Below are 14,207 nucleotides of genomic sequence, written 5' to 3'. Positions count from 1 at the left end.
AAGCCGGTATTTTATCTGGCGGGCGGCACATTGCTTACCCGCCCACGTAGCCACTTACTTCGCCTTCAGCGCCAGCGGGTTAAGCTTCAGATCGTTGTAGTAGTTCACCCACGACGAGTATCGCTCCGGGGACGACCAGACACGGTAGTGTAAACGCGACATGGTCACCGGATCGCTTAACAGCACCAGACGACGGTCGCGGTTAAGTTTTTCTGGCGTTTCGTTCAGCGCCTGCTCAACGTGACGATCGCGGGCAATCTCCAGCACCTTACTGGCACGGTGACGCGCGGTAGCCATAGCCGTTGCGAGGGCGTTAAACGACGGGTTAAATACCGCGTGCATAAAGCCATCATCCAGCGTACGACTGCGGTTCTGCTCCAGATACTTGTCGGTATCCACCAGCACCTGCGGCGGTGAATACTCTTCCGGGATCAGGAACAGTTTCCAGCGCTTGGTACGCAGGCCAACCGTTGAGCGGCTTGAAATGACCGACACAAACGGCGACAGGATCAGCGAGAAGACGATCGGCGCCAGCCAGAACAGGAAGCGCAGATCCAGCCATGCCATCCCTGCAGCCCACACCAGACCCAGCAGCAGCTGCGAGCCGTGACGCATAAAGGCTTCACCCCATGGCGTGGAGTCATCGTCACGCTGCGGTGAGTTCCAGACCACTTCCCAGCCCAGGAACGCGCTAACCACAAACACGGTATGGAACAGCATACGTACCGGCGCCAGCAGCACGGAGAACAGCACTTCCAGCAGCAGTGAAACCGTTACCCGGCAGAAACCGCCATACTCTTTCGAGCCCTTGCACCAGATCAGAATGATACTGAGCAGCTTTGGCAGGAACAGCAGCACCATGGTGGAGGCAAACAGCGCGATCGCCAGTTCCGGACGCCACTGTGGCCACACCGGGAACAGCTGACGCGGTTGCAGGAAGTACTGCGGCTCCGTCAGCGCATGCACCACCTGCAGAGCCGTGGACAGCGCCAGGAACATAAACCACAGCGGCGCGGACAGATAAGACATTACGCCGGTCAGGAATACCGCACGGTGAACCGGGTGCATCCCTTTGACGAGGAACAGACGGAAGTTCATCAGGTTCCCGTGACACCAGCGGCGGTCACGCTTAAGTTCATCCAGCAGGTTCGGCGGCAGTTCTTCATAGGAACCAGGCAGATCGTAGGCAATCCAGACGCCCCACCCTGCACGACGCATCAACGCCGCTTCCACGAAGTCGTGCGACAGAATCGAACCGGCAAACGAACCTTCACCCGGCAGCGGAGCCAGCGCACAGTGCTCAATAAACGGCTTCACGCGAATAATGGCGTTGTGACCCCAGTAGTGGGACTCACCCAACTGCCAGAAGTGCAGACCGGCAGTAAACAGCGGCCCGTAAACACGGGTGGCAAACTGCTGGCAGCGCGCGTAAAGCGTGTCCATGCCGGACGCTTTTGGCGAGGACTGGATGATACCCGCGTTCGGGTTAGCTTCCATCAGACGCACCAGACCGCTCAGACAGTCACCGCTCATCACCGAGTCGGCGTCGAGCACCACCATGTAGCTGTACTGGTTACCCCAGCGACGGCAGAAGTCATCGATGTTGCCGCTTTTACGCTTCACACGACGACGACGACGACGGTAGAAGATCTGACCTTCACCCTGTACTTCTGCAATCAGCTCCATCCAGGCTTTTTGCTCGGCAACGCAGATGTCCGGATTGTAGCTATCGCTCAGGATATAGACGTCGAAATGGGCGGCGTTACCGGTTGCCTTAACGGACTCCCAGGTTGCGCGCAGCCCCGCGAATACGCGGTCAACGTCTTCGTTACAGATAGGCATAATCAGCGCCGTACGGTGCTCAGGATTCAGGGGTTCATCCCCGACCGTAGACGCCGAAATGCTGTATTTGTCTCGTCCCATCAGCAGCTGCAGGAAGCCCATCAGCGCGGTCCAGAAACCGGCCGATACCCAGCAGAAGAGAACGGCGAACAGCAGCAGAATGCCACTTTGCAGGATATACGGCAGCAGTTGCATGAAGGAGACCCAGATATCCTGGCCCATCATGTCTGCCGGGTTGATCAGCGCCCAGCCCTGGTAAGGCAAAATGGTCTTCATGTACCAGGTTGCGACCACCGTCTGTGCCAGGGTCAGCAGCAGCAGGATGTAGCGACGGATCGTCCCCACGGTACGCCATTTCTGTTCGGAGGCCTGCTCTTCTTTCGTCAGACGTGACAGATAACGAGGCGTAACGTCACGCCCGCGCAGGCGATCCCAGAAGCGGCCAACCGGGTTGGTACGCCAGGGGTCGGGGAACATGGAAGAACGCGTTGCTTTTGGCATCGCCTGAAGCTGATCGCGCCCTTCGTCGTCTTTAATCAGCTGCCCTTCTGCCAGCGAGTCCGGCCATGCCTGCTCCAGACGAGCCTTCACTGACCCCAGCGGAGAATCGTCATCACGTGAAAACTGACGATGTTCCCCATCCAGCGCGGCATGTACCGCGCGGATGTCGCTCTCAGGCAGTGCCGCTTTTTCAATATCCGTCAGCGGCATGGCATCAATATATTCAGATGTATTATTCATTGGCAGGTAGCTGATAGCTCCAGGTTTCACTCAGCGGCTGATCGTTGCTGACCAGCGCAGCGCGCATTTCAGTGGTCTGTTTCGGATCTTTCACTTTCACGCGCAGGGTCAGACGCCACCCTTTCGTTACCGGGTTGTAGCGTACGGCGTTCTCAACGATCTCACCGTTATCACCGATGCTGGCCTGTGCGGTCACGGCAGTGTCCGGCGCCAGTTTCTTCATGTCCTGGCCTGTAAAGTCCACCACGAAAGCGACGGTACCGTCAGGCTGACGGATAAGGTTTGACTGTTTCACGTCACCCGTTGAACGGCGAGTCTGCATGACATACGCGTTATCCGGCGCATGCAGTTTGTCTTCGTCACGGCTAAAGGTGATCGTGTATTTGAAGTTCATCTCTTTCCCGGCTTCCGGCAGCTGATCCGGCGTCCAGTAAGCGACGATGTTATCGTTGGTTTCATCATTGGTTGGGATTTCAACCAGTTCAACCTTCCCTTTACCCCAGTCACCTTTCGGGGTCACCCACGCGCTTGGACGCAGGTCGTAGCGGTCATCCAGATCTTCAAAGCGAGAGAACTGACGGCCGCGCTGCAGGAGGCCGAAACCTTGCGGGTTTTCCATCGCAAAGCTGCTGACGGCCAGATGTTTCGGGTTATTCAGCGGACGCCAGATCCACTCACCGTTACCGGCATGAATAGAGAGACCATTGGAGTCGTGCAGTTCAGGGCGGAAGTTGGTCGCCGGTGACGGCTGGTTCGGCCCAAACAGGAACATACTGGTCAGCGGCGCAACGCCCAGTTTGCCCACTTTGTCGCGCAGATACACCTTAGACTGCACGTCAACGACCGTGTCACGTCCTGGCATAATCACAAAGCGGTACGCGCCCGTTGCACGCGGGGAATCCAGCAGTGCGTAGATAGTCAGACGTTTATCCGTTGGTTTTGGACGTTCGATCCAGAACTCGCGGAAACGCGGGAATTCTTCACCTGATGGCAGCGCGGTATCAATAGCCAGGCCGCGCGCAGAAAGCCCGTACACCTGCCCCGCGCCAATAACGCGGAAGTAGCTGGCACCGAGCATGCTGACGATTTCGTCGTTTTTATCTTTGCTGTTGATCGGATAAAGCACCTTGAAGCCGGCGAAGCCCAGGTCTTTAACCGTATCTTTATCGTGCTGCACATCGCCAAAATTGAAGTAATCCGGGCTGTACTTGATTTTACGTACCGCTGTAGCCGTCACTTCATTGATGGCGACAGGCGTGTCGAAGTACATACCCTGATGATAAAATTCAAGCTTGAACGGGGTCTTAATATTGTTCCAGTACGCTTTATCGTGATTGAACTGGATCTGCTGATAGTCCGCATACTTCATGTCGCGGAAAACGGAGGGCAAGTTACTTTTCGGCGCTTCGTAGCTCTTGCCTGCCATCGATTTTGCCTGTTTTGCGACATCGTCGATGTTAAAGGCCAGTGCCGATGAGGTATACAGGGACAACACCACTGCAGCACCCAACCAACGCATTTTCATCATCTGTGGTTTATGTTTCATAATAAGTAAGCACTTCCCCCTTTGTGTGCTTATATCGATCCGATCCATTTTAATGGAAACTCAGGCAATCCGACAACATTATCACTGCTTTGTTCAGCTCGCTGGCTCAGGGATTAAGCAAATGAAAGAACCCGCTTTTCACTTTGCGTGCTTATCCTGGAGACAGGGTGTCGGTCTTGGTGTAGGGTTGGCTTCGAATGTAACCATTATGAGTCTTAGGGATAAGGCGAAAAGTCTGAGAATGCACAAAGTTATATGAGCACAACACCAGTAGAACGTGAATATTTCCTCGACTCGATCCGGGCATGGCTGATGCTATTGGGGATCCCCTTCCACATTTCATTGATATACTCCAGCCACACCTGGCATGTTAATAGTCAAATGCCCTCCTGGTGGCTGACGCTGTTTAATGACTTTATTCACGCCTTCCGCATGCAGGTGTTTTTCGTCATTTCTGGCTACTTCTCTTATATGCTGTTTCTGCGCTACCCGATCAAGCGCTGGTGGAAAGTGCGCGTGGAGCGCGTCGGCATTCCGATGCTGACCGCCATTCCCCTGCTGACGCTGCCGCAGTTCATTATGTTGCAGTACGTAAAAGGTAAGGCGGAGAACTGGCCTAACCTGTCGCTGTATGAAAAATACAACACCCTGGTCTGGGAGCTGGTATCTCACCTCTGGTTCCTGCTGGTGCTGGTGGTGCTCACCACAGTCAGCGTGTTTATTTTTGGCCGCTTGCGCCGTCATTTAAGCCATAAAGCTAACGCCTTCTTCGCCAGTATCACCCTCGGGAAACTGTCGCTGCTCTTTTTACTGCTGGGCATCGCCTATGCCGCGGTCAGACGCACCCTGTTTATCGTTTATCCGCCGATACTGAGCGACGGTCTGTTCAATTTTGTGGTGATGCAGTCGCTGTTCTACATCCCCTTCTTTTTAATCGGGGCGCTGGCCTTTATTTATCCAAAGCTTAAATCGCTGTTCACGACCCCATCGCCGTGGTGTGCTTGTGGGGCCGCCATCGCGTTTGCGGCCTATCTGTTAAATCAGCGCTACGGCAGCGGTGATGCCTGGATGTATGAAACCGAGAGCGTCATTACCATGCTGCTGGGCCTGTGGATGGTGAATGTGGTCTTTGCCCTTGGCCACCGCCTGCTCAACTTTAAGTCCAGCCGCGTGACCTATTTCGTCAATGCGTCGCTGTTTATCTATCTGGTGCACCATCCCCTCACGCTGTTCTTCGGGGCCTATATCACACCGCATATCGCCTCCAACACGCTGGGCTTCTTTACCGGGCTGGTCTTTGTGATTGGCATCGCCATCGTGCTTTACGAAATCCATCTGCGGATACCGCTTCTGCGTTTCCTTTTCTCCGGGAAACCGCAAGTAAGAGCATCATAAAAAAACGCGGCGCACTCAGTGCGCCGCGTGTGTTTCAGGTCTCTAATTCCTGTCCGCGCTGGGTCAACAGCCGCTGATAAAGATGCAGTGTCTCCTCATCGAAACAGACAAATGTCACTTTTTCGGGCATCGGTTTGAGCGACAGGTAACGATATACGGTGTCTACCGCAATCGTCGCTGCGGCGGCTTTCGGATAGCCATACACCCCTGTGCTGATCGCCGGGAATGCCATGGTTTTATAGCCATTGTCGGCGGCCAGGCGCAGGCAGTTTCGGTAAGCCTCTTCAAGGAGACTCGCCTCGTGTCGATCGCCGCCATGCCATACTGGCCCCACGGCATGAATCACCGCTTTCGCGGGAAGATCGCCCGCAAGCGTAATAACGGCATGACCCGGTGGGCACTCCCCCTGTTGCTGACGCACAGTCTTGCAGGCTTCCAGCAGTTGCGGTCCGGCAGCCCGGTGGATAGCGCCATCCACGCCACCGCCGCCCATCAGTGACGGATTGGCTGCATTGACGATCACATCAACGTGCATCGTCGTGATATCGCCATGAATAACGTCAATTTGCGGTTTCATAAATACCCTCTGCTTCCCGCCATTTTCTTAAGTGTATCGCAGAGGTACCCGAGAGAAAAAACTATCGGGAAAAACCTCTTCCGCCGGCAGGCGGAAGAGAACGAATCAACGGTATTGAATTTCCACCACCGCGAGCGTTTTTTCAGGATTGAGGTATTTCATGCTGAGGGAGGCAAGGCTGGAATCGGTCACATGCCCATTAAGTGCCTCTTCATAACTGACCATGCGCGTTTGCATCTGGTTATTTTCCGGGCATGACAGCGCAAATTGCCGCTGTTGTGCAGTCACTTCACAGGGGTCTGCGACAATCGCGCCGCGAAAATGAATCACCCCACCCTCCACAACCGTCGCCGCAAAAACCGGGGTAATAAAAAGAGAGACGAGCAGACTAAAACCAGAAACGAGTTGAGCGGTATATTTGGTCACTTGTATGTACTCCTCAATGAAAATCGTCCTTGAGGGGTAAAAGCGCTCCATTAAAGCAAACGTAGTTTCACGTCCCGGAACATAGTTGCTCAGTTCCTGTTAACAGCATAGCTCAACGGTGAAGGCCTGCCACATTGGCAAATCATTGATTTTATAAATGATTAAAGCGCCCTTCCCGGCGGTGACCACTGCTGTGATAAATGAAGCGATTTACCATCAGAGACGGTGACAATAATGTTCACCGTATCCCCCGTAGCAATATTTAAACTCAGCCGCATTAAATCGATCGTCTGATTAGCGGGGATAAAAAGCTTGTTTTGCTGCCGTGATGTACTTTGGCCACTTTGCCCTTCTCGTTGAGCGACTATTTGCACCAGACACTCACACGACTGCGTCAATATGACCTGAGGAATAATGGTGGTCATATCGCCCTGCTGCGCTGTGTTAAACGTTATCTGACTGGATAGTGCAGCAAGAAGGATTAAGGTATTCATGATCAACTCCCGAAAAAAAACAGGGCCGCAGCCCTGTTTTTGTCGCACATATTTCAGTATTAATACTGATAGGCTGAAGCGTGGTTACCAAAACCAATCTGGGTAACATTGACCGTAGAATTAGAGGCGGTCTGATCGACGAGCGCGCCGTTGAAACCACCGTACTGACTTACGTTCATAGTAGAGTCGTGGCTGTTCCACTGGTCAAGTGTTGCGCTGTTGGCAAAACCATTCTGGGTCAGAGAAATGGTGCTGTCGTCAGAACCTTGTCCGACATCCGCGCCATTACCGCCACCACTCTGGCTAATAGACAGCGTTGAATCTCTGGCATTTGTCTGCAAGGCGACAGCTGAGTTACCGCCACCGTTCTGGTAAATATTCAGGGTTGAATTTGGGCCATTACCGCCGTGACCATGACCATGTCCGTGGCCCCAGCCACCTTGATCAATAAGACCGGCCATAGCACTACCAGAAACTACGATTGCTGCAAGAGCTGCCACTTTGATAAATTTCATGGTAAAACCCCCATCGGATTGATTTAAGTCGCCGCGAATAACTAACGTTGAATAACGCGAATTGCCATTTGCGACTGTTTTTGCACTACAACTGCGTTTTTCTGTGTACCGTACTGCGTAATGCTTGCTCTATTACCCGACCCTTTCTGGATAATTTTCGCACTATTACCAAATCCGTCTTGCGTAATATCTGCATCATTCGCAAAGCCGCTCTGAGCGATATATGCAAAATTATAAGTCCCTGATTGATCAACGCGCGCCCTGTTACCTGACCCATCCTGGGAAACAATGGACAGTAATTTTGAACCGTCCTGGCGTACCTGAGCGTCATTTAATACGCCCTGTTGACCAATAATGGCTGCCTGATTTAATGATGAACGGCTTATTTCATTAACCGCAAAGTTATATTCAGCGTTAGCCAAATCTGAATTCGCTGCGGTTACAAACCCAGGCACTCCCAGTAATGTAAACATCATAAATAACGATGTGTTTTTCATGTTGTCACCCTGGACCTGGCTATATTTAAAATTTCATTGCCATGTAACTGTGGCTTCATGTTAGAACGACTCGTATTTTGTTAACGCGTCGTTACGGTGAAGAGTATGTCCGTCGAAACATTTTAAATATCTCACCCGCGCGGCTTATTTTTATTTATCACGTCACCTCAAAGTAGTAATTTTTCAGAAAAACAGCTGAATACAGGACAGCTTAATTTTTTATTGCAGCGTTTAAAAAATCAGGTTGTACAGCACCAGGAAGCGCTGTCCAGACTTTCTTTACAGAAGGTTAAACGTAACGGCAGGATGACATTTCTCTCAGTGCGTGACACAACGCGTGTTTTCTTAAGATGCAGAACCGTTCATTCATGGTCTTAGATAAATCCAGCAACTTATACCTGTTCACAACTCAAAAACAATTAATAATAATGAATATAATCAAAATGATATAAATATTTGTATGATTTTTAAAATTTGTGCACACTTATTTCAATGTACAACTTTCTCATCATTTTACAGCATCCATGAAAGCTCATTTTCACAAATTAATATTGATTTTTACATCTTGTTACACGTTTAACACTTGCTTTAAACTTCGTAAAAGCTAGATTGAAATTAGATGTACGAAATTGGTTTTATATTTACCTCCCCTGTGGAGGCTATGGCTTAATTCTACACACAGCAGCGCAACATCTGTCAGTACTTCTGGTGTCCTCTTTTCACAGGAGGACAACTGCCAGGTGTCAAAAAAAAGTGGGGTTTCATCATGTTTAATGAAGTCCATAGTTTACATGGTCATACATTACTGTTGATCACAAAACCTTCTTTACAGGCGACCGCTTTATTACAACATTTAAAGCAATCTTTATCACTGAACGGAAAATTGCATAATATTCAACGTTCTTTCGATGATATTGCACCTGGCAGCATCATTCTTTTCGATATGATGGAAGCGGATAAAAAGCTCATCCATTACTGGCAAGATACTTTAAGCAGGAAAAACAATAATATCCGCGTGCTATTATTGAATACCCCTGACGAGTACCCTTTCAGGGACATCGAAAGTTGGCCGCATATCAATGGCGTGTTCTACGTCACTGAAGAAGAAAATCGGGTGGTAGAAGGCCTGCAAGGTATCTTGCGAGGAGAGTGTTATTTTTCGCAAAAGCTGGCCAGCTATCTTATTACGCACTCCGGAAATTACCGCTTCAACAGTTCAGAATCGGCATTGCTCACGCACCGGGAGAAAGAGATCCTGAACAAATTGCGCATTGGTGCTTCAAATATTGAAATCGCCCGTTCGTTATTTATCAGCGAAAATACGGTTAAGACGCACCTTTATAATCTTTTCAAGAAGATAGCTGTTAAAAACCGAACTCAGGCGGTTTCATGGGCAAACGATAACCTCAGGCGTTAATCACATGAAACGCACCTTGAGTTGGATTGCCGCAGCGGGCTTTCTGCTCGCTGCCGGGAACCTGCAGGCCGTCGAGGTCGAAGTTCCCGGATTGTTAACAGACCATACCGTCTCCTCTGTCGGGCACAGTTTTTATCGTGCTTTCAGTGATAAATGGGACAGTACGTACCCTGGTAATATAACAATCAACGAGCGGCCCAGTGCACGATGGGGAAGTTGGATAACAATAACGGCTAACCAGTTCGTTATATATCAAACTTTTTTATTCCCCACCAAAATAGACTTCGATAAAAACGTAGCCTTAGCGCTGGCACAATCAGAAGACGCTATAAATCGCATGCAAATAGATAAAGCGCTATTAAGCACCAGCGATTTAGCAAAAGACGAGTTCTAGCGAACCTATATCCGGAGGCTGTCATGCGTATTGCATATGCAGTTGTTTCGTTAATGCTAATAACCCCATTAAGCTGGGCCGGGAATATGACATTCCAGTTCCGTAATCCCAACTTTGGTGGTAACCCGAACAATGGGGCGTTCATGTTGAATGAAGCCCAGGCACAAAATTCTTATAAAGATCCGAGCTTTAATGATTTTAGCGTGGATACCCCATCCGCACTGGACAACTTCACCCAGGCTATCCAGTCGCAAATTTTGGGCGGTTTGCTGACAAACATTAATACCGGTAAACCCGGCCGCATGGTGACAAATGACTTTATTGTCGACATCGCCAACAGGGACGGGCAGCTCCAGTTGAATGTTACCGACCGTAAAACCGGAAAAACCTCCACCATTCAGGTTTCCGGTCTACAAACAAACTCAACTGACTTCTAAACAATCCCAAAATAAGGACAACGATCATGCAGCGCTTCCTGATACTTGTTGCAGTGTGCTTATTGAGCGGTTGTTTAACTGCTCCCCCTAAAGAAGCTGCAAAACCGACATTATTGCCTCGGGCTCAAAGTTATCGTGATTTAACCCATTTACCTGCGCCTACGGGTAAAATATTTGTCTCCGTCTACAACATTCAGGATGAAACGGGGCAATTTAAACCTTACCCGGCAAGTAACTTCTCCACGGCCGTGCCGCAAAGCGCCACCGCCATGCTGGTAACCGCGCTGAAGGATTCACGCTGGTTTATTCCGCTGGAACGTCAGGGACTGCAAAACCTGCTAAATGAACGAAAAATTATTCGTGCGGCGCAGGAGAATGGAACCGTCGCGGATAATAACCGTATGCCGCTGCAATCTCTGGCAGCCGCGAACGTCATGATTGAAGGGTCGATTATCGGTTACGAAAGTAACGTTAAATCGGGTGGTGCTGGCGCGCGTTACTTCGGTATCGGCGCAGATACACAGTATCAGCTCGACCAAATCGCCGTTAACCTGCGTGTCGTTAACGTCAGTACAGGGGAAGTTCTCTCTTCGGTAACAACCAGCAAAACCATTCTGTCTTATGAAGTGCAGGCTGGGGTGTTCCGCTTCATCGACTACCAGCGTCTGCTGGAGGGTGAAATCGGTTATACCTCTAACGAACCGGTGATGATGTGTCTGATGTCAGCCATTGAAACCGGAGTTATCTTCCTGATAAATGATGGTATCGATCGCGGGCTGTGGGATCTGCAGAACAAAGCAGACGTGCAGAATCCGGTACTGGTGAAATACCGCGACATGTCGGTTCCTCCGGAATCCTGACAGGACGCGCATAAAAAAGGCGAGACAGGTATCTCGCCTTTTTTTATTCACTCACCGCAGGAATGTTTTGCGCTTTTTCCCGTCGTGCCGCCAGCCACAGGCCGCTGTTCTTCATGGCATAGCCAAACAGTAATCCCAGCGCCAGTGAGGGAACCACCAGCTTCCAGTCCCCCTGCCCTGCAAAGGTGGCGCACGCCCCCATAAAGGTGCCAGGTACAAACGACAGCAATAAATGCTTTGCCTGAACGCACATCAAAAAGGCGACCACGCCCGTCATGATATAGCCGAGGATCTCCAGATGTGGCGCGAGCGCACTGCCTTTCATGATAACCAGCGCCCAGATAACGCCGCTCATAAGCGTGCAGCCCGAGATAAAGAGCCCTTTGAGGCCTCCCTGCGGGCAGGCGAAATAGGCCGTGCAGCCGAGGAACCCGGCCCAACTGAGCAATCCGAGGGACACGGCCACCCATCCCCACAGCCCGGAGAGAATACCCGTCGTTATTGCGATACAAAGTAATATGTTCATGGCGCGCATCTTAGCAGAAACGCGCCATGGAAATGAGATCAGAAGCACATTACATGCAAGGTGATGCGAATTGTTGCAGAATTATTGTGATCTAAATCACTCTTCGTTCTCTTCTTCCAGCTCATCCCACATTGCAGCGATGGCATCACGCGTCAGCGGAGCCAGCGTTCTCCAGAATGGCGAGGTGGCATGCGCTTCAACTTTCCCAAGGAATGTCCCGACCCACGGCAGCAGGTAGGCTTCGAACAAGGTTTCGATGGCTTCGTTCTCATCATCTCCGGCGTGGTCTTCGATCCAGGACGCGGCCAGCAGCAGCGTACCGATATGATCGGCAGGCGTATCGGTCAGCGGCATACCGCGTTCGGAGAGAAATGCGCGCACTTCCGCTTCCGTTGCCCCTTCCTGCCAGGCTGAGCGGTATGGTGAAACACGGCACTCGTCACCCACAAACAGCGCGTTGTAATCTGTTGAAATCTGCTGCATGTCGCAACTTTTCTGCAGGCGCTCCAGCAAATCATCCTGTTCCAGCGGCCAGTTCTGTGCCAGTTTCCCTTCACGAATTAATGTAAAGAGCGGAACCAGCAGCGGGTCTTGTGGCTGGCGATAGTACAGCGTACCCAGCACGCGGCAGAGGATGGAAAACTCATTCATTTTTTTATTCCATTACACAATTAAAGATCGGCAAATTCAGCAATCGGTTCCATTCCGCGTGACTCCAGGAAATCGAGCATGCGGCGTGGGGTCACGTTCAGGATTTGCGCTTCCGGGAAGTTAACATCTTTCAGCACTTTCAGGCACTCGCTGAAATCGCCCAGAGTGAACGCAGTATGGGAATCTGAACCCAGCGCCACCATGCCTCCGGCATCACGCACGGCGGCCGCCACTTCGCGACAGTTGGCTTCACTGCCCTTACGCGAGTGAACAAAGGAGGAGTTGTTAATCTCCAGCGCCACGCGGTGCTTCGCAGCCGCCTGTGCGACAGCCTGAATATCAATCGGGTACTTCGGGTTGCCGGGGTGGCTAATAATATGCACATTGCCGCTGGCAATGGTGGCAATCATCGCCGCGGTATTGGTCTCTTTATCCTGAGGTGCAAAGACAGGCTCATGGAAACCGGCGAGAATAAGATCAAGAGACGTCAGCATCGGGCCGGTGCAGTCGATCTCACCGTCGGTATTTTTGATGTTCGCCTCAATGCCGCGCAGTATCCCAATACCGTCCACCAGACGTGGCCAGATCCGCATATTCACAAAATGCCAGTAGTGTGGCGCATCCGCCATATCCGGGCCATGATCGGTGATGGCAAAAAGCTTGATGCCCTTGAGCTTCGCTTGCGCAATATAATCATGGAGGTTGCTATACGCGTGGGTACTGGCGACGGTGTGCATATGCAGGTCAACGGGATACATCTCTCTCTCCTCTGCGGTTTTTCCAAAGGATAGCAGTTATCTGCAGCGATTATTAGCAAAAACCCGGCTAACGCCGGGTTTCACTCAGTAGCCGCGCTGTCTGTTGACCTGTCCGGTCACCGCGTTGCCCTGTTCTATCTCACTAATGGTGTGCGTAATATAGGCCACCGCCTCTGCCGGACGCGTCACAGCGGCGACGTGTGGGGTCATCGCCACCCGCGGATGCGCCCACAGCGGACTTTCTGCCGGCAGGGGCTCGCGGCTGTACACATCCAGCATCGCGCCTTTCACCTTGCCACTCTCAAGGGCCTTGAGCAGATCGGCCTCTACCAGATGGACACCGCGCGCCAGGTTCATCACGTAACTCTGATCCGCCAACTGATGCAGAAGCGCACTATTAATAATGCCGACCGTTTCCGCCGTATTCGGCAGCAGGTTGATCAGCACGCGCGTGCCCTTCAGAAACGCCGGGAGTTCATCTGTTCCGGCAAAACTTTCAACGCCAGGGTAGTCCTTGCGGCTGCGGCTCCAGCAGCGCAGCGGAAAGCCCCACGGCGCCAGCGCTTCCGCCACTTTTGAGCCGAGCACGCCCGCCCCGAGAATACCGATGGTAAAATCTTCACGCTGATACTCAGGCAGCGGCTCCCAGCGGGATTGCAGTTTTAAGGCCTGATAATCATCAAAGCGGCGGAACCAGTGCAGCACCTGACTCACGGCATACTCCTGCATTTGCTGGCCCATGCCGGTATCTTCCAGGCGGAACAGGGGAATATCTTCCGGCAGCATTTCAGGATGCGCGTTCAGTTTGCTCAGAATGGAATCCACACCGGCACCGAGGGCAAAAACAGCCTTCAGCTTGCGCCCCTGGAGCATCTCAACCGGGGGATGCCAGACCAGCGCGTAGTCTGCGTGTTCGTTATCACCGCGCTTCCATTCACGCACGCGCGCCCCCGGCAACGCCGCCGAAAGTGCATTAATCCAGTAAGCCGTATCAAAAGTGGGGTGATAGAAGATAATATCCATACTCATTCCTGCCTTTTTTGCGCTGTTTTATTTTCATTTTCAACTGGATTGCCAGCATAACAAATTTATCGCCGGACCGCGTTGCTGATAAAAAAGGCGCTTTCAGCA

16 protein-coding genes are annotated in these 14,207 nt (G+C 51.7%); 5 read left to right on the top strand and 11 right to left on the bottom strand.

The features are described from left to right. Positions 1 to 54: 54 nt before the first annotated feature. Together mdoH and mdoG are read right to left on the bottom strand one after the other, a co-directional pair. Positions 55 to 2,583 (bottom strand): glucans biosynthesis glucosyltransferase MdoH, encoded by a 2,529-nt coding sequence (mdoH, locus tag ACTJJI_RS04225; protein ID WP_014831417.1) that lies wholly within the window; start codon positions 2,581 to 2,583, stop codon positions 55 to 57. Next, complete coding sequence (gene mdoG / locus ACTJJI_RS04220; protein ID WP_043951602.1) at positions 2,576 to 4,129, bottom strand: glucans biosynthesis protein MdoG; 1,554 nt, start codon at positions 4,127 to 4,129, stop codon at positions 2,576 to 2,578. The genes mdoH and mdoG overlap by 8 nt, the downstream gene beginning before the upstream one ends. A gap of 255 nt (positions 4,130 to 4,384) precedes the next feature. Here mdoG and mdoC point away from each other — a divergent pair, with 255 nt between their 5' ends. Continuing rightward, positions 4,385 to 5,524: a glucans biosynthesis protein MdoC gene (mdoC, locus tag ACTJJI_RS04215; protein WP_043951601.1), complete on the top strand. Its 1,140-nt coding sequence runs from the start codon at positions 4,385 to 4,387 to the stop codon at positions 5,522 to 5,524. 34 nt (positions 5,525 to 5,558) lie between these two features. Here the strand turns inward: mdoC and ymdB are convergent, their stop codons facing one another. From ymdB to csgB, 5 genes are all read right to left on the bottom strand, one after another. Next, entirely contained in the window at positions 5,559 to 6,101 is a 543-nt protein-coding gene (gene ymdB, locus ACTJJI_RS04210; protein ID WP_014831414.1) for an O-acetyl-ADP-ribose deacetylase, read from the bottom strand. A 105-nt stretch (positions 6,102 to 6,206) separates the two neighbouring features. Further along, complete coding sequence (locus tag ACTJJI_RS04205) at positions 6,207 to 6,527, bottom strand: type 1 fimbrial protein (protein ID WP_014831413.1); 321 nt, start codon at positions 6,525 to 6,527, stop codon at positions 6,207 to 6,209. A gap of 161 nt (positions 6,528 to 6,688) precedes the next feature. Next, positions 6,689 to 7,021: a curli assembly chaperone CsgC gene (gene csgC, locus ACTJJI_RS04200; RefSeq protein ID WP_014831412.1), complete on the bottom strand. Its 333-nt coding sequence runs from the start codon at positions 7,019 to 7,021 to the stop codon at positions 6,689 to 6,691. A gap of 59 nt (positions 7,022 to 7,080) precedes the next feature. Then, complete coding sequence (csgA, locus tag ACTJJI_RS04195) at positions 7,081 to 7,536, bottom strand: curli major subunit CsgA (RefSeq protein WP_014831411.1); 456 nt, start codon at positions 7,534 to 7,536, stop codon at positions 7,081 to 7,083. 41 nt (positions 7,537 to 7,577) lie between these two features. After that, positions 7,578 to 8,033, bottom strand: coding sequence for a curli minor subunit CsgB (gene csgB / locus ACTJJI_RS04190; RefSeq protein WP_046888595.1), 456 nt, complete (start codon positions 8,031 to 8,033; stop codon positions 7,578 to 7,580). 766 nt (positions 8,034 to 8,799) lie between these two features. Between csgB and csgD the strand changes: the two genes are divergently transcribed. The 4 genes from csgD to csgG are packed head-to-tail and all read left to right on the top strand — an operon-like array spanning position 8,800 to position 11,141. Next, positions 8,800 to 9,450 carry a biofilm master transcriptional regulator CsgD gene (gene csgD, locus ACTJJI_RS04185; protein ID WP_440653149.1) on the top strand — a complete coding sequence of 217 codons (651 nt, stop codon included), beginning with the start codon at positions 8,800 to 8,802 and terminating at the stop codon, positions 9,448 to 9,450. A gap of 4 nt (positions 9,451 to 9,454) precedes the next feature. After that, positions 9,455 to 9,844 (top strand): curli production assembly/transport protein CsgE, encoded by a 390-nt coding sequence (gene csgE / locus ACTJJI_RS04180; protein WP_014831408.1) that lies wholly within the window; start codon positions 9,455 to 9,457, stop codon positions 9,842 to 9,844. 23 nt (positions 9,845 to 9,867) lie between these two features. Further along, positions 9,868 to 10,281, top strand: a complete 414-nt coding sequence (csgF, locus tag ACTJJI_RS04175) for a curli production assembly/transport protein CsgF (RefSeq protein ID WP_014831407.1) — start codon at positions 9,868 to 9,870, stop codon at positions 10,279 to 10,281. Between the two features lie 26 nt (positions 10,282 to 10,307). Further along, entirely contained in the window at positions 10,308 to 11,141 is an 834-nt protein-coding gene (gene csgG / locus ACTJJI_RS04170) for a curli production assembly/transport protein CsgG (protein WP_014831406.1), read from the top strand. 43 nt (positions 11,142 to 11,184) lie between these two features. Here csgG and ACTJJI_RS04165 read toward each other — a convergent pair whose 3' ends face one another. From ACTJJI_RS04165 to ghrA, 4 genes are all read right to left on the bottom strand, one after another. Then, positions 11,185 to 11,667, bottom strand: coding sequence for a DUF1097 domain-containing protein (locus ACTJJI_RS04165; protein WP_072095085.1), 483 nt, complete (start codon positions 11,665 to 11,667; stop codon positions 11,185 to 11,187). A gap of 96 nt (positions 11,668 to 11,763) precedes the next feature. Further along, a complete protein-coding gene (locus ACTJJI_RS04160; RefSeq protein WP_014831404.1) occupies positions 11,764 to 12,318 on the bottom strand; it encodes a TorD/DmsD family molecular chaperone in 555 nt (184 codons plus the stop codon). Between the two features lie 20 nt (positions 12,319 to 12,338). Continuing rightward, positions 12,339 to 13,076, bottom strand: coding sequence for a phosphatase (locus ACTJJI_RS04155; protein ID WP_014831403.1), 738 nt, complete (start codon positions 13,074 to 13,076; stop codon positions 12,339 to 12,341). Positions 13,077 to 13,160: 84 nt separating this feature from the next. After that, positions 13,161 to 14,099, bottom strand: a complete 939-nt coding sequence (gene ghrA, locus ACTJJI_RS04150) for a glyoxylate/hydroxypyruvate reductase GhrA (RefSeq protein ID WP_063411313.1) — start codon at positions 14,097 to 14,099, stop codon at positions 13,161 to 13,163. Between the last annotated feature and the right edge of the window lie 108 nt (positions 14,100 to 14,207).

The sequence above is a fragment of the Enterobacter sp. 22466 genome, assembly GCF_052044775.1.
Lineage (GTDB): Bacteria > Pseudomonadota > Gammaproteobacteria > Enterobacterales > Enterobacteriaceae > Enterobacter > Enterobacter dissolvens.
Note: the sequence above shows the minus strand (reverse complement) of the source record. Positions and strands in the feature narration are given on the sequence as shown.